The organism is Streptomyces sp. NBC_00154, from assembly GCF_026342835.1.
Classification (GTDB): domain Bacteria; phylum Actinomycetota; class Actinomycetes; order Streptomycetales; family Streptomycetaceae; genus Streptomyces.
Genome location: NZ_JAPEMI010000001.1, coordinates 4152541 through 4169867 on the forward strand (window position 1 = coordinate 4152541; position 17327 = coordinate 4169867).

A 17327-nucleotide genomic window follows, 5' to 3' on the forward strand; every position below is an offset into this window, starting at 1 on the left:
TGGAACGGCCCGCCCCGCTTCGGCTGAAGCGGGGCGGGCCGTTCCCGGGGGACGGGGTCAGGGGTCAGGGGTCCGGATTCAGAACTTGGGCTCAGGAGTCTGTGCCGCGCACAGCTCCGCCGCCTCCTCCTCCGTCTCCACCGACGGGGGCGAGCCGTCCAGCGGCTGCTGGGCGGTCTCCTTCATGCAGGCCACCGCGATCACGCCGACCAGGGCCGCAGCCATCGCGTAGTACGCCGGCATCAGGTTCGTGCCGCTCCAGCTGATCAGCGCTGTGATCACCAGCGGGGTCGTACCGCCGAAGAGCGAGGCCGAGAGGTTGTAGCCGACCGACAGGGAGCCGTAGCGGACCTGGGTGGGGAAGAGGGCGGGGAGTGCGGCGGACATCGTGCCGAGCATGCAGACCAGGGAGAGCCCCAACATCAGCATGCCGATCGTGATGGCCGGGATGCCGTCCTGGCGGATCAGCAGGAAGGAGGGGAGCGAGAGGCAGAGGAAACCCAGCATCCCCGCCATCAGCAGCGGCTTGCGGCCGAAGCGGTCGGAGAGCTTGCCGACCTGGCTGATGATCAGCATCAGGAAGACCATGACGGCGAGCAGGATGAGCAGGCCGTGGGTCTCGCTGTAGCCGAGTTCGTCGGAGAGGTACGTCGGCATGTACGACAGCAGCATGTAGTCGGTGATGTTGTAGGCGCCGACGAGGCAGATGCAGAGGATCAGCGTCGGCCAGTACTGCCGGAAGATCTTTGCGAGGTCACCCTTGGCGGTCGTCTCGACGCTGTCGGCGGCCTCGGTGGCCTGAGCGTTGCTGCCCTCCAGTTTCTGGAAGGCCGGGGTCTCGTCGAGGCGCAGTCGGAGGTAGAGGCCGACCAGGCCGAGGGGGCCGGCGACGAGGAACGGGATGCGCCAGCCCCAGGACTCCATGGCGGGGGTGTCGAGGACGGCGGTGAGTGCGGTGACGAGACCGGCTGCGCCGACGTATCCGGCCAGGGTGCCGAATTCGAGGAAGCTGCCGAAGTAGCCGCGGCGCTTGTCGGGGGCGTACTCGGCGATGAAGGTGGATGCGCCGCCGTACTCCCCGCCGGTGGAGAAGCCCTGGACCAGCCGGAAGAAGATCAGCAGGGCGGGTGCCCAGAGGCCGATCGAGGCGTGGGACGGGATGACGCCGATGGCGAAGGTGCCGACCGCCATCATGATCATGGTGAGGGCGAGGACCTTCTTGCGGCCGATCCGGTCGCCCATGGGGCCGAAGAACATTCCGCCGAGCGGGCGTACCAGGAAGGCGACCGCGAAGGTGGCGAACGAGGAGAGCAGCTGGGTGGTGCTGTTCCCGGACGGGAAGAACACGTGCCCCAGGGTGACGGCCAGGTAGGAGTAGATGCCGAAGTCGAACCACTCCATGGCGTTGCCGAGGGAGGCCGCCTTCACCGCCCGCTTGACTGCCTGGTCGTCGGTGACGGTGATGTCGGACCGGCGCAGCCTGGGGTTCCTCCGCTTCCGGATGGCGCGGAAGAGGGTGGGGTGGCGTTTGACCGCTTCGGGGTCGGCCACCTGCTGAAGGTCGGAGGCCGCCATGGCCGGGTCCTTTCCTCGGTGGATGTTCCAGGAAAGGCTTCTGCGCGGTCATGGCGGTCGCAAACCGATGGGGCGTGAAAGTGCGACGCCCGTCACAGGGGCGCGGCGGCGGTCAGATGCCGAGGTCCTTGATGATCTTGGCTACGTGGCCGGTTGCCTTGACGTTGTAGAGGGCGCGTTCGACCTTGCCCTCCTCGTCGACGATGACCGTGGAGCGGATGACGCCCGTCACCGTTTTGCCGTAGAGCTTCTTCTCGCCGAATGCGCCGTAGGCCTGGAGGGTCTCCTTGGACGGGTCGCCGACCAGTGTGACCTCGAGGTGTTCCTTCTCGCGGAACTTGGCGAGCTTCTCCGGCTTGTCGGGGGAGACGCCGATGACGTCGTATCCGGCGCCGGTCAGGAGCCCCAGGTTGTCCGTGAAGTCGCATGCCTGCTTGGTGCAGCCGGGGGTGAGGGCGGCCGGGTAGAAGTAGACGATGACTTTGCGGCCCTTGTGGTCGGCGAGCGAGATGTCGTTGCCGTCGGCGTCGGGGAGGGTGAAGGCCGGGGCGGTGTCGCCGGGCTGGAGTCGCTCGCTCATGGTTCTCCTCAAGGGCATGTGGGGTGTACGGGACCGAGGGTAATAGGGGTGCCGCCGGGTGTGCGGGCGGCCGAGCTGACAGACTGTCGATGAAGGTTTACCGGACGACGACCACGGAGGCGGCGCAGTGTCGGATGCCAGGACCCCTGCGCAGATCGAGGCGGACATCATCAGCAGGCGTGAGCAGCTTGCGGTGGTGCTCGATGAGATCGGGGTGCGGGTGCACCCGAAGACGATCATCGGCGATGCGAAGGCCAAGGCTGTCGAGGCCGCCGACCGGACGGCCGGGCGGGCGTATGTCGCGGTGAATCGGACGGTGTCCGATGTGAAGGCGCAGTTTGTGTCGGAGGACGGCGCGCCGCGTCTGGAGCGGGTGATTCCGGTGGCGTTGCTGGCGGTGGGTGTGATCGGACTGGTTGTGGCGTCGGCGCGGCGCAAGAAGCGCTGAGAAGGCTGACCCCCGGGGGCGTGCGGCGCGGCTGTGGACAGGTAGGTTTCGGGTCGTGAGCGAGAACACCGACGACAAGCTGCCCATTCGTATGCTGCATGACCGCGTGCTGGTCCGGTCCGATACGCCCGAGGGCGAACGGCGTTCGGGCGGCGGCATCCTGATTCCGGCGACGGCTGCGGTCGGTCGTCGACTGGCCTGGGCCGTGGTGGTCGCGGTCGGCCAGAACGTGCGGACGGTGGAGCCGGGCGACCGGGTGCTGTACGACCCCGAGGACCGTGCGGAGGTCGAGGTGCGCGGTGTGGCGTATGTGCTGATGCGGGAGCGGGATCTGCACGCGGTGGCTGCGGACCGGTTCGAGGGTTCGGTGGATTCGACCGGGCTGTATCTGTAGCTCTCCCGATGTGCCCGACGTAAGGCCTGGTGACAGCCGTCACCAGGCCTTTTGCTTGTTCTTTGCTATGTTGGTGGGACCCCGACGAGACGCGCCGTACCGGGCTTCCGCAAAGACGACGCACCCGTGATGTCCGTGTGTCTGTGTGTGTCGGAGGTGCCGTCGTGGCGTGGGTTCTGCTTGCTGTGGCCGGTCTGCTGGAAGTGGGCTGGTCGATCGGGATGAAGTACACCGACGGGTTCACCCGGCTGTGGCCGAGTGTGTTCACCGGATTCGGGATCGTGGCCAGCATGGTGCTGTTGTCGCAGGCGGCGAAGTCGCTGCCGATCGGTACGGCGTACGGCGTGTGGGTCGGTATCGGTGCGGCGGGGGCGGCGGTGCTGGGCATGGTGGTGCTGCATGAGCCGGTGACCGCCGCCCGGGTCTTCTTCGTGTGTCTGTTGCTGGTGGCCGTGGTGGGGCTGAAGGCGACCTCGGGGCACTGAGCCGTCGGTCGGCCGGATTCACTGGCGGTCCGGGTCCGATTCGGGGTCCGGGGTCGATGCCGGGGCCGGGCGGGCGCCGCCCGCGCCGCGCGGGAAGAAGTCGTCGATGCCGCCGTTGTCCTCTCCGCCGTTGTCCCCTCCGCCGGTGTCCGTGAATTCGCTGGGCGGCTCGTCGGCGGGCGGCTCCGGCGGGAAGGCGGGTTCGCTGTCGGTGGGGACGGTGGGCGGGATGGCCGGGCTGCTCGGCTGCATGTCCGACGGCGTCGCGGACGGGGTGCCGGTGTCGGTCGGTTCGGTGGCTTCGCCGGTCGGCAGGTACGGTTCCTCGGCGCCGCGTTCGAGGGTGAGGTCGAAGTCCTGAACGCTGGTGCCCTGCAGCGCGGCGCCGGTGTACTGGGCCCAGGTCTGGGCGGGCGCGCCGCCGCCGTTGACCCGGGACAGGCCGAGTGCTCCGTACAGCGGTTTCTGCACCCCGGTGTCGGGGTCCTGGCCCATGACGGCGATGACGGTCGCGAGGTCGGGGGTGTAGCCGGCGAACCAGGCTGCCTTGTCCTCCTCGGCGGTGCCGGTCTTGCCGGCGGCGGGGCGGCCGGCTGCCTGGGCTGCGGTTCCCGAGCCGTTTTCGACGACGCTCTGCAGGATCGAGGTGGTGGTGTCGGCGGCTTCGCGGCTGACGGCCTGCTCGGTGGTCCGGTCGGGGAGGGGGAGGTCCTCGCCGTCCTTGCTGACCTTGTCGACGAGGGTGTACGTGGTGTGCCTGCCGTGGTTGGCGAGGGTCGCGTACGCCCCTGTCATGTCGAGGACGCTGGCGGTGGCGGTACCGAGCGCGATGGACGGCGATGCGGTGAGGTCGGGGGTGTTCTTGGGGATGCCGAGGTCGATGGCGGTCTGTTTGACGATGTCGGGGCCGACGTCCTCGGCCATCTGCGCGTAGACGGCGTTGACGGACTTGTCGGTGGCCATACGGACGGTGATCGGGCCGTAGCTGACGTCGTCCTCGTTGGCGGGGGCGTAGCCGGTGGGTCCGTTCGGCCCCTGGACCATGCGCCGGTTGGTGCCGTCGTAGACGGTGTTGGGGGTGATGCGCCGGCCGTCCTGGGTCCTGGAGCCGTTGGCGACCGCGGAGGTGAAGACGAACGGTTTGAAGGTGGAGCCGACCTGGTAGTCGCGGCGGGTCGCGTTGTTGACGTACTGCTTGGTGTAGTCGATGCCGCCGTACATGGCGACGACCCGGCCGTTCGCGGGGTCGATGGAGGCGCCGCCGACGCGGACGTTGCGGTCGGCCGTGCGCTCGTCGCTCGTCTGCGACATGACGTTGTCGTCGACGGCTTCGACGAGGGCGTTCTGTTTCTTCTTCTCCAGCGTGGTGGTGATCCGGTAGCCGCCGGTGGCCAGCGTCTTGTCGTCGATGATCTGGTGGGCGGTGAGGTAGTCCTTGACGGCCTGGACGATGTACCCGCGCTGTCCGGAGAGGCCGGTTGATCTCTTCACCTTGTCCGGCACGGGGAATTGCATGGTGGCGCGGTCGGCTGCGCTGAGCCAGTTCTCCTTGACCATGCCGTCGAGTACGTAGTGCCAGCGGGCGACGGCCGCCGCCTTGTTCTCGGGGTGGACGACGACGTCGTACGCGCTGGGGGCGTTGAGCAGGGAGGCGAGGTACGCGCCTTCGGCGGTGGTGATGTCGCCGATGTCCTTGCCGTAGTACGCCTGGGCGGCGGCCTGGATGCCGTAGGCGTTGCGGCCGAAGTAGCTGGTGTTGAGGTAGCCCTCGAAGATGTGGTCCTTGCTCACCTCGCGGTTGAGTTTGATCGCGATGAAGAACTCTTTGATCTTGCGGATGACGGTCTGTTCCTGGCCCAGGTAGTAGTTCTTCACGAACTGCTGGGTGATGGTCGAACCGCCTTGCCTGCCCTTGCCGGTGAGGGTGTTCCAGCCGGCCCGGAACATGGCTTTGATGTCGACGGCGCGCTCGGAGTAGAAGTTGCGGTCCTCGGCGGCAAGGACGGCGTGCTGGACGGGGAGGGGGACCTGGGCGAGCTGGATGTTCTGCCGGTTGACGTCGCCGTCGCGGGCGATGACGGTGCCGTCCTTGTAGAGATAGACGTTGGACTGCGCGGTGGCGGTGGGGTTGGCGGGGGGGATGCCGACGAGCTGGTATCCGGCGATGAAGCCGCCGATGAGGAGCAGGGCGATCACCAGGAGCGTGGCGAGTGCGGCCCGCCAGGTGGGGACGGCCCGGCGCCAGCCGGTTCGCCTGGGCCGGCCGGTGCGCCCCGTCTTCCCTCCGGGCGCGGCCGCCTGGCCTGCGGGTGCGCCGGTGCCGGCAGAGAGGTCCTTCGGGGGCCGGTTCCCGTTGCCGGGATCCCCGCTCTGCTGCTGTGGCTCGTCGCTCATGTCGGTGAAGACTCCTCGGCCGCGGTCAGTTCCCCCATACTGCACTTTTCTGTGCAATAAGCGCCGGATCGACCTCCGGAGGGAGGGCCGAAAAGCGGTCGCGGCGGCCGCTTCTGCTGGACTAGGGTCGTGCGCTTTGGTGCCCGGCGCCGTTGGGCGTCCGAGTGCGAACGAGTGCGGGGGCGATTGAGGTGCGGCTGTACGCGGTGGTCGCGGCGGGCGGGTTCCGGCGCTATGCCACCTACCGGATCGCGACGGCGGCAGGGGTGTTCACCAACACCGTCTTCGGTTTCATCCTGGCGTACACCTATATGGCCCTGTGGGACGAGCGGCCGCAGCTCGGCGGTTACGACATGTCCCAGGCGCTCACCTATGTGTGGCTGGGCCAGGCGCTGCTGGCGACGTGCGCCATGATGGGCGGCGGTTTCGAGGACGAGCTGATGGAGCGGATCCGTACCGGCGATGTGGCGATCGATCTCTATCGGCCGGTCGATCTTCAAATGTGGTGGCTGGCCGGGGACTTGGGGCGCGCGGCGTATCAGCTGATGGCACGCGGCATCGCACCGATGGTGCTGGGCGCGCTCGCCTTCCCGCTGGCGTTGCCCACCTCGCCGGGGATCTGGCTGGCGTATCTGGTCTCGGTGACGCTCGGCGTGGTGGTCAGTTTCGCGGTGCGCTATCTGGTGGCGCTCTCCGCGTTCTGGCTGATGGACGGGGCGGGCGCGTCGCAGATCGCCTTTCTGGCGGGGTTGTTCTTCTCCGGGATGCTGCTTCCGCTGACGCTGTTCCCGGGGTTGCTGGGGGAGGTGGCGCGGGCACTGCCGTGGTCGGCGCTGCTGCAGGTGCCGGCCGATGTGTTCCTCGGCAAGCACACGGGGTGGGGGCTGGTGGAGGCGTTCGCGTTCCAGGGCGGCTGGGCGCTGGCGCTGCTGCTGGCGGGGCGGCTGGTGCAGTCGGTGGCGACGCGGAGGGTGGTGGTCCAGGGTGGCTGAGCTTGCACAGCCGGCGCAGGCGGCGGAGGCCGGAGGGGGCGTCGAGGCGCCCGAGGTGGCGTTCGCCGAACGGTCGAGGCTGGTCGAGGGGGTCCGTGCGTACGGGCTGATCGCCTCGATGTGGCTGCGCTCGACGATGGCGTACCGGGCCTCGTTCGTCATGACGACGCTCGGGAACTTCGCGGCGACCGGCTTCGACTTCGTCGCGATCATGCTGATGTTCGCGCACGTCGACGAATTGGGCGGCTACACGCTGCCGGAGATCGCCCTGCTGTACGGGGCTTCTGGCACCGCGTTCGGCCTGGCCGATCTGGTGCTGGGGTCGATGGACCGGCTGGGCCGCCGGGTCCGGGACGGCACGCTGGACACGTTGCTGGTGCGCCCAGTGCCGGTGCTGGCCCAGGTGGCGGCGGACCGGTTCGCGCTGCGCAGGCTGGGGCGGATCACGCAGGGGCTGCTGGTGTTCGGGTACGCCCTGGCGACGCTGGACATCGACTGGACACCGCTGCGGGTGGCGATGGTGCCGCTGATGCTGCTGACCGGGGCAGCGATCTTCGGGGCGGTGTTCGTGTGCGGGGCGGCGTTCCAGTTCTTCGCGCAGGACGCCGCCGAGGTGCAGAGCTCCTTCACGTACGGCGGGAACACGCTGCTCCAGTACCCGCCGACGATCTTCGCCAAGGATCTGGTGCGCGGGGTGACGTTCGTCGTGCCGCTGGCCTTCGTGAACTGGCTGCCCGCGCTGTATGTGCTGGGCCGGGACTACCCGCTGGGGCTGCCGGAGTGGGTGGCGTTTCTGCCTCCGGTGGTGGCGGCGGTGTGCTGGGTGATCGCGGGGACGGCGTGGCGGGCGGGCCTGCGCTCGTACCGGAGCACGGGAAGTTGACCAGCGGGAGAACGAGGGCATCGGACATGGGCATGGACACGGATACCGACTTCATCGAGCTCGACAACGTCGAGAAGGTCTTCGACGTGCGCCGCAGGACGGGCTTCCTGCGCAGTGAGCGCCGCGAGGTCCGCGCGGTCGACGGGATCAGCTTCCGCGTGCCGCGCGGCGAGATGGTCGGCTACATCGGCCCGAACGGCGCGGGCAAGTCGACCACCATCAAGATGCTGACCGGCATCCTCACCCCGAGCGGCGGCCGGCTGCGGGTCGCGGGCATCGACCCGTCCAGGGAGCGTACGAGGCTGGCGCACCGGATCGGTGTGGTCTTCGGTCAGCGCACCACGCTCTGGTGGGACCTGCCGCTGCGTGACTCGTACCGGCTGGTGCACCGGATGTACCGGATCCCGGACGGTCGCTACCGGGAGAACCTGGACCGCTGCGTCGAACTCCTCGATCTGGGCGAGCTGTTGGACGTACCGGTGCGGCAGCTGTCGCTCGGGCAGCGGATGCGCGGCGATATCGCGGCGGCGCTGCTGCACGACCCGGAGGTGCTGTACCTGGACGAGCCGACGATCGGCCTCGATGTGGTCTCCAAGGCAAAGGTCCGTGGCTTCCTTCGCGACTTGAACGCCGAGCGGGGCACGACGGTGCTGCTCACCACGCATGATCTGACGGACATCGAGCAGCTCTGCCGGCGGGTGATGGTGATCGATCACGGCCGTCTGATGTACGACGGGGCGCTCGCCGGACTGCACGAGATCGGCGCGAGCGAACGCACCCTGGTCGTCGACCTGGAGCGAGAACTCCCGGCGATCCGGCTGGAGTCGGAGCCTTCGGTGCGTACGGTGAAGGTGGAGGGGCCGCGGCAGTGGCTGGCGTTCCCCGCGTCCGGATCGGCGGCGCCGCTGGTGGCGCGGATCGCCGCGGAGTATCCGCTGGTGGACCTGTCGGTGCGGGAGCCGGACATCGAGGCCGTGATCGCGAGGATGTACGCGTCGGTCGGCAGTGTGTAGAGAGATCTGAGGCAGCGTCAATTGTCGTTGACGGCAGCCGGATCGGTGACGTGGGCGGATGCGTTCAATAGGCTGCGCGGTATGACGAGCGAACATCCGGACATGCGTGCTTCCGATGCCGAGCGTGAGCGTGTCGCCGAGGTACTGCGCGAGGCGGTGGCTGAGGGACGGCTGCAGATGGAGGAGTTCGAGCAGCGGCTCGACGCGACCTACAAGGCCCGTACGCACGGTGAGTTGGAGCCGCTGGTCCGTGACCTTCCGGCGCCGGGCGGGGTGGTGGCACCGGCGGGTCCGGGAGGCTCGCCCGCACGGACGGGTTCGACGGGGGTCGACTGGGCGGCACGTGTCGGCGGCCCCGCCACCTCGACGGGGGCGTTCGCCTTCTGGGGCGGCTTCAGGCGAAAGGGCACGTGGACGGTGGCCCGGAAGTTCACCGCGTTCGCGATGTGGGGCGGCGGCGAGATCGATCTGCGCGAGGCCCGCTTCGAGGACCGTGAGGTCGTCGTCCGCTGCTTCACGATCATGGGCGGGATGCAGGTGACGGTCCCGCCGGAGCTGGATGTCGAGGTCAGGGGCATCGGCATCATGGGCGGCTTCGGCGACCGGGCGTCGGGCGAGGGCATCCCCTCGCCGGGCTCGCCGCGGGTGCGGGTCACCGGCTTCGCGCTGATGGGCGGGGTCGATGTGGAGCGCAAGCGGACGAAGGCGGAGAAGGAACGGGAGCGTGCCCGGCAACTGAAGAAGGGCTCGGGGGAGGACTAGGGCCCGTCCGGCGACGGGGACACGGCGGTGTGCCCGGCTCCGGGCGCACCGGGCCCATCGCTCCGGTCAGAGCTGGTCGGACGCCGGCCTGTTCTGGTGCAGGGTCCGCAGATCCACCTGGTGTCCCAGTCGCAGATATCCGTTGTCGTTGAGATGCAGATGGTCGCCGCAGTCGAACTCCGGGAGGAGCCGGCTCGGCCGGTACGGGTCGCGTACCACCCGGTCGAAGTCGACGACCTCGTCGAAGATGCCGCCCGCCCGGATCAGCGCGTTGACCTGATTCCGTACGGCGTCCCGGGCGGGCGTCCAGGCGAGGGAACCCTCGAACGGCATCAGTGTGGCCCCGACGACGTGCAGCCCGCGGTCGTGGGCGCGCTCCGTCATGGCCCTGAGCGCGTCCGCGATCCGCTGCGGGTCCCGCTCCTGCGGGAACTGCTGCACGTCGTTGACGCCGAGCGCGATGATGACGGTCTTCACATCGGCGACGCCCAGCACATCCCGGTCGAAGCGGGCGCTCGCCCGCTGCCCGTATATCTGCCCGTAGCCCTGCCCGTCGCGCAGGATGCGGTTGCCGGCGATGCCCTGGTTGACCACCGCGTACCGGCCGCGAAGCCGGTCGGCGAGGACATCGGGCCAGCGGCTGTTGGCGTCGAGGGTCGACCCAGTGCCCGCGGTCAGCGAGTCACCGATGGCGACGATCGCCCCCGCGGCAGCCTTGTTGCGGACGTCCACGGCGGTGAGGTAGCGCCACAGGTTGCTGCGCCACGTGCCGTGTCTGTCCGCCACGTACGAGGTCTGGTGGCTGTTCGGGTGGATGGTGACGGGACCGTCGGCGGTGGGCGTGCGCAGGGTGACGACGAGATCGGCGTCGGGGGCGACAGGGACGACGACCGGGTCGCTGACGACCTGTCCGCCCGCCGGGATCGTGACGGACGGGGCGCTGCGGAAGGAGACGGGCCGGGTGTTCACCGTGGCCTGATCGACGAGCAGCGGACGCGTACCGAAGAGGTTGGAGAGGGTGATGCGGGCCGCGTCGCCGCCGATGCTGGTGTGCACGACGTTACGGATGGTGCGCCGGGTCAGGTCGTCATCGGTGTACGTGTCCGCCACACCGGCCGTCGGAGCCCCGGCCCAGGTGCCGATCCAGACACCGGTGGAGTGGGCCGGCGCAGCGGGCGTACGGGCCACCGACTCCGTGCCGACCTGCTTGGACCCGCCACCGGAGAACAGTGCGGATCCGGCGAACGCCACGATCGCGGCGAGCGCGGCGGTGCCCGCCACGAGGGCTGTGAGCAGGGCGGGTCCGTGGCGCCTGGGCATGGGCGGAGTGTCTCCTCGTGGTGGTGCGGGCTGATCTCATGATGAAGCAGGGCGCGGGGGAACTCGACATGCGGCCCGGGAGTAGGTCAGGTAAGGACAATGCGTACGGGGCACCGGGGCGATGCGTACGTGTACGCGGACGGGTGGAGCGGATGGAACGGATCGAGCGGACCAAGTCGGACGAGCCGGGCGGGGGACCGGTCGAGCCCGCACGGGCGCTGGGCGGCGCGGACGGGAGCTCCGGCACGGCAGCCTCCGCTCCCGTACACCACTCGCCCCTCGCCTCCTTCGCGTACACGGCCGCCGACGAGGAGAAGCGGCGTGGCGTACGCCGCATGAAAACCACGGCCACCGGCCTCCTCCTGCTTGTCGCGCTCGTGTACGTCCTCGCCACCTGGGCGAAGAACGCGGGTGTGGGCGGCTGGCCGGGCTTCGTCGCCGCGGCCGCCGAGGCGGGGATGGTGGGTGCGCTGGCCGACTGGTTCGCCGTCACGGCGCTGTTCAAACGTCCGCTCGGCCTGCCGATCCCGCACACCGCCATCATCCCTACCAAGAAGGACCAGCTCGGAGCCTCATTGGGTTCCTTCGTAGGGGAAAATTTTCTTTCGGGCGATGTCGTACGCGGCCGGATACACGCTCTCGGCATCGGCGGCCGGCTCGGCGCCTGGCTGGCGGAGCCGGACCACGCCGACCGGGTGACGGCCGAGCTGGCGACCGCGCTGCGCGGTGCGCTGACGGTCCTGCGCGACTCCGACGTACAGGCCGTGGTCGGTGAGGCGATCACCCGGCGGGCAAACGCGGTGGAGGTCGGCCCCGGTCTCGGCAAGATGCTGGAGACGATCGTCGCGGACGGCGGCCACCGCAGGGTCGTGGACCTGATCTGCGTACGCGCGCACGACTGGCTGATCCTGCACGGCGACTCGGTGCTGGACGCGGTGCAGGGCGGGGCGCCGGGCTGGACGCCACGGTTCGTCGACAAGCGGGTGGGGGAGCGGGTCTACAAGGAGCTGCTGCGTTTCGTGACCGAGATGCGGGACATGCCGGAGCATCCGGCGCGCTACGCGGTCGACACGTTCCTGACGGACTTCGCCGCCGACCTCCAGACCGACTCGGACACCCGGGCGCGGGTGGAGCGGCTGAAGTCGGAGATCCTGGGGCGCCGCGAGGTCCAGGACGTCATCGCATCGGCCTGGTCGTCCGTCCGCACGATGATCATCACGGCTGCGGAGGACGAGCAGAGCGAGCTGCGGCTGCGGGCGCGCGCCTCGCTGATGTCGCTGGGGGCGCGGCTGGCGACGGACGGCCGGCTCCAGGCGAAGCTGGAGGGCTGGCTGGAGGACGCGGCGGTGTATGTCGTCACGACGTACCGCACGGAGATCACCTCGCTGATCAGCGACACGGTCGCGAGCTGGGACGCGGACCAGACATCGAAGAAGATCGAGGCGCACATCGGCCGTGACCTGCAGTTCATCCGAATCAACGGCACGGTGGTGGGTGCGCTGGCGGGGCTGCTGATCTATACGGTGTCGCGGGCGTTCGGCGCGTAACAACGCCCCTGCGAGGGTTCCGGGTGCGTACCCGGCCTGTCGTACGGGTACGCACCCGGCTTACGCGGGGGAGTGCTCTTGAATACGCGCCCCGCCGCCCTCGCGTTCAGCGTTCCATGGGCCTCGCGGGAGAAATTTCTCAGGCCGCGCGGCGGGTGACCGCCCATGACGCGGCGGCGACCGTGCCCGCCACGGTGAAGACGGCCGGCCAGGCGCCGAGCTTCTTGGCCAGCGGGTGCGATCCGGCGAACGCGGCGACGTACGCCGTGGTCAGAGCGGTGGCCGCGCGGGGTCCGGCCTGCCGGTTCCACTCGTACGCGGCGACGGACCCCGCGGCGGCCAGCGCGACGCCGCCCAGTGGCCGCTTCTTGGTCCAACGTGCGATCGCGTACCCGCCGACCAGTCCGCTTGCCGCCACTGCCGCTGCCGGAACCTTCGCCATAGCCGCCACCTTCGCCTTCTCGCCGGCCGGTTCTTCTCGCTGTCCGGCTCTTCTCGGCTTCCGAGGCTAATGCGGCGGGCGGACCTCAGGTTGCCGGAGGGGGTGTACATGCGTTTACCTTGGGGGTGAACGCATGTACACCCCCCTCAGGCTTCCGCCACCGGCACCACCGCCGAGCACCGTACGGAGAATGCATGTCCGCGGACATATCCGCCCCCGACGGGGCAACCGGGCAGACCCGGACCCCGCACCACCCCCGCTTCGCCGTGGGCGTCCTCGCGTTCTGCGGCGTCGTGGTCGCGGTCATGCAGACGATCGTCGTCCCGCTTCTCCCGCACATCCCGGCCCTCACCGGCGCGACCCCCACCGCCGCGAGCTGGCTGGTCACCGTCACCCTCCTCACCGGAGCCGTCTTCACGCCCGTCCTGGGCCGGGTCGGCGACATGTACGGCAAGCGGCGGGTGCTCGTCGCATCGCTCGCGGTCCTCGTGATGGGCTCGGTGCTGTGCGCGGTCAGCTCCCACATCGGCGTACTCATCACCGGCCGCGCCCTCCAGGGCGCCGCGCTCGCCGTCGTACCGCTGGGCATCAGCATCCTGCGCGACGAACTCCCGCCCGAGCGGGTCCTCTCCGCGGTCGCCCTGATGAGTTCGACGCTCGGCATCGGTGCGGCCGTCGGTCTGCCGGTCGCGGCGCTCGTCGTCGAGAACTTCGACTGGCACACGATGTTCTGGGTGTCGGGTGCGATCGGCCTCATCGACATCGTGCTGGTGCTCTGCTGCGTACCGGAGTCCCCGCTGCGCACCCGCGGCCGGTTCGACGCCGTCGGCGCGCTGGGTCTGTCCGCGGCCCTGGTCTGCCTGCTGCTCGCGGTGACGCAGGGCGCCGACTGGGGCTGGACGTCGACGCGCACGGTCGGCCTGCTCGTCGCGGCCGTGGCGGTGGCGCTGCTCTGGGGCGCGTACGAGCTCCGCGTGCCGACGCCCATGGTCGACCTGCGGGTCTCGGCCCGCCCGGCCGTCCTGCTCACCAACGTCGCCGCCCTGCTGATCGGCTTCGCCTTCTACGCGAACTCGCTGGTCACCGCGCAGATGGTGCAGGAACCGAAGGCGACGGGCTACGGACTCGGCGCCTCGCTCGTCGTCAGCGGGCTCTGCCTGCTGCCGGGCGGTGTGGCGATGGTGGCGCTCTCGCCGGTGTCGGCCCGGATCTCGGCGACGTACGGGCCGAAGGTCAGCCTGGCGCTGGCGGCGGGGATCATCGCCGTCGGCTATGTGGTGCGGTACTTCACCAGCCACAGCCTGTGGCTGATCATCGCCGGTGCGACGGTTGTCGCCTCGGGCACGGCCATCGCGTACTCGGCGCTGCCTGCCCTGGTGATGCGCGGGGTCCCGGTCAGCGAGACGGGTGCGGCCAACGGCCTCAACACGTTGATGAGGTCGATCGGACAGGCCTTCTGCAGTGCGACGGTGGCGGCGGTCCTCGCCAACATCACGTTCCAGGCCGGCGGCCGGACGGCCCCGACGCTCCACGCCTACCAGGTCGTCTTCCTGATCGCGGCGGGCGCGGCACTGCTGGCGCTGACGGTCACGCTGTTCCTGCCCGGCAGCCGTACACCTGAGGCAGGTACGGTCGGAGAGAACCGCAACGACCGCAAGGGCGGTGTGCGGACGATCCCGATCGAGGAGGGCGCATGACCGGCAGCCGGGCCGCCGTTCCGGCCCCTTCGCCGTCCCCGGTCCCCGCCGACCAGGGCACGGGCCGGGACGCGATCCTGCGCGCGGCGCGGCGGGCCTTCACCCAGCGCCCGTACGCCGAGGTGACCATCCGGGGGATCGCCGCAGACGCCGGAGTCAGCCCCTCCCTGGTCGTGAAGCACTTCGGCCGCAAGGAAGAACTCTTCAACACCGTCGCCGACTTCGGCCCGGCCGCCGAGGAACTCTTCGACGCCCCGCTCGACATGCTGGGCCGTCACATGGTGGTGACTCTCGTGCGCCGCAGGCGCGAGCTGAAGTCGGACCCGCTCCTGCGCGTCGTGTTCTCCCTGGGCAACCAGGACGAACGCTCCTTGCTGCGCGACCGTTTCCACGAGCAGGTCACCGAGGCGCTGATCGCCCGCCTCCCCGGCCGTGAACGCACCCTGCGCGCCGAGCTGATCGCCGGCCACCTGCTCGGCCTCGGCGCCACACTGAGCCTGCACCGCGAGGGCGCGGGTTCACTTGCCACCCCCGAACACCTCGCCGATCTGTACGCGCCGGCGCTCCAGACCCTGATCACGGGCTGAGGCCGCCGGGCGGCGCGGAGGGCCGACCATGGCGGTATGGTCTGGGCCAATCGACGAGGGGGCCTCATGTCTGTCCGTACCATCCGTGCCCGACGTACCACCCGTGCCCGTACCCGCATGCGTGCCGCCGCCGGGCTGACCGTGCTGCTGGGCGCGTGTCTGATGGGCTGCAGCAGCGTCGAGACGTCGGACGGACCCGGTGGCGACGTTCCGTACGTGGCGCCGTCGGCGAATGCGGCGGCCGCGTCCCGGGCGGCGCAGGCGCAGGCGGAAGCGGACGCCCAGGCGTCGGTCGATGCGGAGGACGCCGCCCGAATGTCCTCCGACAAACCCGCGAGCAGGCCCGCGCAGGTCCGCGATGCGTTCGCCACCCTGCAGGCGACCCTGAACGACACCTGCACCCCGGGCACGGGCAACTGCGCCTACGTCCTGGGCCGGGTCCACGACGAACTGGCGGGCCTGGAGGCGTCGATGAAGGCGTATCCGAAGGAGCCGGGGCACTTCAAGGAGCCCGTGGCCTGGATGACCACCCTGGACAGGACGCTGAAGGGCGACACCTCCACGGAGAACCTCGAGAAGCACCGCTCCGAGCTGTTCGGCACGCGCGACCGCATCAACACGTGGATGCAGGGCCACCCGGAGGACTACCGCTGACGGAGCCGCGTCATTCAGGAGAGCCAGTCGGCGTAATGGGTGGGGGCGATACGGACATCGCCCTTGGCGGTGAGGACGTCACCGTGGGCGGCGGCGAACATGCCGGCGGTGTCGTCGGTGACGACACTGCGACCGTCGGGGCGAGCGTTCAGGGTGATCCGGCCGAGTTCGTCGAGAGGGAAGACGTCCGGCCCGGCGACGTTCAGGATGCCGTTCAGAGGGGTACCGGCAGCGACTTCGGCGACAGTGTCGGAGACATCCTGGGCGGCGATCGGCTGGATCGGGGTGGTGGGCAGCCGGACGGTGTCGCCCTCAGTGGTCATGGCCAGAACCGAATCCATGAAGTCCATGAACTGAGTGGCGCGGACGATCGAGTAGGGGATCGACCCGGCCTTGAGGATGTTTTCCTGGAGGACCTTGGCCCGGTAGTAGTCGAGGCCCGGAACCTGGTCCACGCCGACGATCGACAGGATGACGACATGGCCCACCCCGCCCTTCCGGGCGGCGGCCAGGAGGTTGTCCATCGAGGTCTGGAAGAACGCCGGGGAGGCGTCGTCGAAGGTCGGGGAGTTCGTCAGGTTGACGACGACATCGACGCCGGCCACCGCCTGGTCCAGGCCCTGGCCGGTGATGACGTCGACACCTGTGGACAGCGAGTGCGGCACGGCCTCGTGTCCCGCCGCGTTCAGCTTCTTCACGACCTGCGACCCGATCCGGCCGGTACCGCCCATTACAGCGAACTTCATGGGTCACCTTTCGTCGCGCACCACTGCATGGCTCTCTGGAGCCCCGATGGCGCACTGGGGAGGGAAAGGGCACTGACAGCGAGTCCGAAATCGGGACCGGTGCCCCTTCTTCGCTTCACTCTCCGGCAATGGGCCGACGATTTCTTCTTCACCGCGATGCGATCGCGCGGTGGGTCATCAGCCCGGCCGATTTGCCGGCGTCCGGGAACCAGTTCGCGGTTCGCGGCCCGGACGACCGCGGTCACGCAGGCCGCGGAGCGCGCCGGTCCTTACGCTGTGCCAGCTCCTCGTCGTCGACCAGGGTAAGCATGGGCTGGCCCGGCGCGCACATCATCGTCACGAGGAAACGGCTCCGGGAGTCCGTTCGGTTGTTTCCGTCCTGATAGTGGATTACATCGCCGCCGGGCTCCCAAAAGGTTTCCCCGGCCTTGATCACACGCTCCGGCTCACCTTCGAGCTCGAAAAGCATCTCCCCCTCCAGCATGTAGCCGAATGCCGGCCCCGAATGCCGGTGCGGAGGTGTGCCCGGATCGCCCGGGGGGAATTCGACGAGAACGGTCATCACCTCGGCCCCTTCCGGGACGAACGGCGGCTTGGCCGTCTGCAGCACGGTCAGCGCGGTCTTCCACGCTTCGGACCGTGGTTCCTGCCCTGTGTTCGCGGGCTCGTTGCTCGACATGGTGAAGCCTCCAGTGGCCTGGGCTGCACGGCTCAGTCTCGCACCGGCCCGTACGTGTCGCCTGTCGCCCGATGCACGGCTCGGGCACCGTCAGGAGCGCATGTGACGTCGGCTCAGCGGGGCCGAGGC

General features: G+C 69.5%; 18 protein-coding genes and 1 riboswitch. Of the genes, 11 read left to right on the plus strand and 7 right to left on the minus strand.

Going from position 1 to position 17327, the window contains the following annotated elements:
- Window positions 1–78 precede the first annotated feature (78 nt).
- Entirely contained in the window at window positions 79–1575 is a 1497-nt protein-coding gene (gene proP / locus OHA03_RS18650; RefSeq protein WP_267004951.1) for a glycine betaine/L-proline transporter ProP, read from the minus strand.
- Between the two features lie 112 nt (window positions 1576–1687).
- Window positions 1688–2155: a thioredoxin-dependent thiol peroxidase gene (gene bcp, locus OHA03_RS18655; protein WP_267004952.1), complete on the minus strand. Its 468-nt coding sequence runs from the start codon at window positions 2153–2155 to the stop codon at window positions 1688–1690.
- Window positions 2156–2282: 127 nt separating this feature from the next.
- On the opposite strand from bcp, the gene OHA03_RS18660 reads away from it, so the two are divergent.
- The 3 genes from OHA03_RS18660 (at window position 2283) to OHA03_RS18670 (ending at window position 3482) form a co-directional block, all read left to right on the plus strand.
- Window positions 2283–2603: a DUF3618 domain-containing protein gene (locus OHA03_RS18660; RefSeq protein WP_267004953.1), complete on the plus strand. Its 321-nt coding sequence runs from the start codon at window positions 2283–2285 to the stop codon at window positions 2601–2603.
- A gap of 55 nt (window positions 2604–2658) precedes the next feature.
- Window positions 2659–2997, plus strand: coding sequence for a co-chaperone GroES (locus OHA03_RS18665; RefSeq protein WP_030923137.1), 339 nt, complete (start codon window positions 2659–2661; stop codon window positions 2995–2997).
- A 58-nt stretch (window positions 2998–3055) separates the two neighbouring features.
- Window positions 3056–3122, plus strand: a riboswitch (guanidine-III (ykkC-III) riboswitch).
- A 39-nt stretch (window positions 3123–3161) separates the two neighbouring features.
- Window positions 3162–3482 (plus strand): multidrug efflux SMR transporter, encoded by a 321-nt coding sequence (locus OHA03_RS18670; protein WP_030971037.1) that lies wholly within the window; start codon window positions 3162–3164, stop codon window positions 3480–3482.
- 18 nt (window positions 3483–3500) lie between these two features.
- On the opposite strand, the gene OHA03_RS18675 is transcribed toward OHA03_RS18670, so the two are convergent.
- Window positions 3501–5876, minus strand: a complete 2376-nt coding sequence (locus tag OHA03_RS18675; RefSeq protein WP_267004954.1) for a transglycosylase domain-containing protein — start codon at window positions 5874–5876, stop codon at window positions 3501–3503.
- Window positions 5877–6067: 191 nt separating this feature from the next.
- Here OHA03_RS18675 and OHA03_RS18680 point away from each other — a divergent pair, with 191 nt between their 5' ends.
- From OHA03_RS18680 to OHA03_RS18695, 4 genes are all read left to right on the plus strand, one after another.
- On the plus strand, window positions 6068–6868 hold the full coding sequence (locus OHA03_RS18680; RefSeq protein ID WP_267004955.1) for an ABC-2 family transporter protein: 801 nt from the start codon (window positions 6068–6070) through the stop codon (window positions 6866–6868).
- Complete coding sequence (locus tag OHA03_RS18685; protein ID WP_267004956.1) at window positions 6861–7751, plus strand: ABC transporter permease; 891 nt, start codon at window positions 6861–6863, stop codon at window positions 7749–7751. The genes OHA03_RS18680 and OHA03_RS18685 overlap by 8 nt, the downstream gene beginning before the upstream one ends.
- Before the next feature lie 32 nt (window positions 7752–7783).
- Window positions 7784–8764 (plus strand): ATP-binding cassette domain-containing protein, encoded by a 981-nt coding sequence (locus OHA03_RS18690; protein WP_267004957.1) that lies wholly within the window; start codon window positions 7784–7786, stop codon window positions 8762–8764.
- Between the two features lie 102 nt (window positions 8765–8866).
- Window positions 8867–9526: a DUF1707 domain-containing protein gene (locus OHA03_RS18695; RefSeq protein WP_267004958.1), complete on the plus strand. Its 660-nt coding sequence runs from the start codon at window positions 8867–8869 to the stop codon at window positions 9524–9526.
- 66 nt (window positions 9527–9592) lie between these two features.
- Here OHA03_RS18695 and OHA03_RS18700 read toward each other — a convergent pair whose 3' ends face one another.
- Window positions 9593–10846, minus strand: a complete 1254-nt coding sequence (locus tag OHA03_RS18700) for an SGNH/GDSL hydrolase family protein (RefSeq protein WP_267004959.1) — start codon at window positions 10844–10846, stop codon at window positions 9593–9595.
- A gap of 152 nt (window positions 10847–10998) precedes the next feature.
- Between OHA03_RS18700 and OHA03_RS18705 the strand changes: the two genes are divergently transcribed.
- Window positions 10999–12393: a DUF445 domain-containing protein gene (locus tag OHA03_RS18705; RefSeq protein WP_267004960.1), complete on the plus strand. Its 1395-nt coding sequence runs from the start codon at window positions 10999–11001 to the stop codon at window positions 12391–12393.
- A 139-nt stretch (window positions 12394–12532) separates the two neighbouring features.
- Here OHA03_RS18705 and OHA03_RS18710 read toward each other — a convergent pair whose 3' ends face one another.
- Window positions 12533–12835, minus strand: a complete 303-nt coding sequence (locus OHA03_RS18710; RefSeq protein WP_267004961.1) for a hypothetical protein — start codon at window positions 12833–12835, stop codon at window positions 12533–12535.
- A gap of 194 nt (window positions 12836–13029) precedes the next feature.
- Between OHA03_RS18710 and OHA03_RS18715 the strand changes: the two genes are divergently transcribed.
- The 3 genes from OHA03_RS18715 to OHA03_RS18725 all read left to right on the plus strand — a co-directional run bounded on the left by OHA03_RS18715 (window position 13030) and on the right by OHA03_RS18725 (window position 15773).
- A complete protein-coding gene (locus OHA03_RS18715) occupies window positions 13030–14532 on the plus strand; it encodes an MFS transporter (protein ID WP_267004962.1) in 1503 nt (500 codons plus the stop codon).
- Window positions 14529–15119, plus strand: a complete 591-nt coding sequence (locus OHA03_RS18720) for a TetR/AcrR family transcriptional regulator (protein WP_267004963.1) — start codon at window positions 14529–14531, stop codon at window positions 15117–15119. The genes OHA03_RS18715 and OHA03_RS18720 overlap by 4 nt, the downstream gene beginning before the upstream one ends.
- A 66-nt stretch (window positions 15120–15185) precedes the next feature.
- Window positions 15186–15773: a hypothetical protein gene (locus OHA03_RS18725; protein ID WP_267004964.1), complete on the plus strand. Its 588-nt coding sequence runs from the start codon at window positions 15186–15188 to the stop codon at window positions 15771–15773.
- 14 nt (window positions 15774–15787) lie between these two features.
- On the opposite strand, the gene OHA03_RS18730 is transcribed toward OHA03_RS18725, so the two are convergent.
- Both OHA03_RS18730 and OHA03_RS18735 read right to left on the minus strand, forming a co-directional pair.
- On the minus strand, window positions 15788–16519 hold the full coding sequence (locus OHA03_RS18730) for an SDR family oxidoreductase (RefSeq protein ID WP_267004965.1): 732 nt from the start codon (window positions 16517–16519) through the stop codon (window positions 15788–15790).
- Window positions 16520–16760: 241 nt separating this feature from the next.
- Complete coding sequence (locus tag OHA03_RS18735; RefSeq protein ID WP_267004966.1) at window positions 16761–17198, minus strand: cupin domain-containing protein; 438 nt, start codon at window positions 17196–17198, stop codon at window positions 16761–16763.
- Window positions 17199–17327 lie beyond the last annotated feature (129 nt).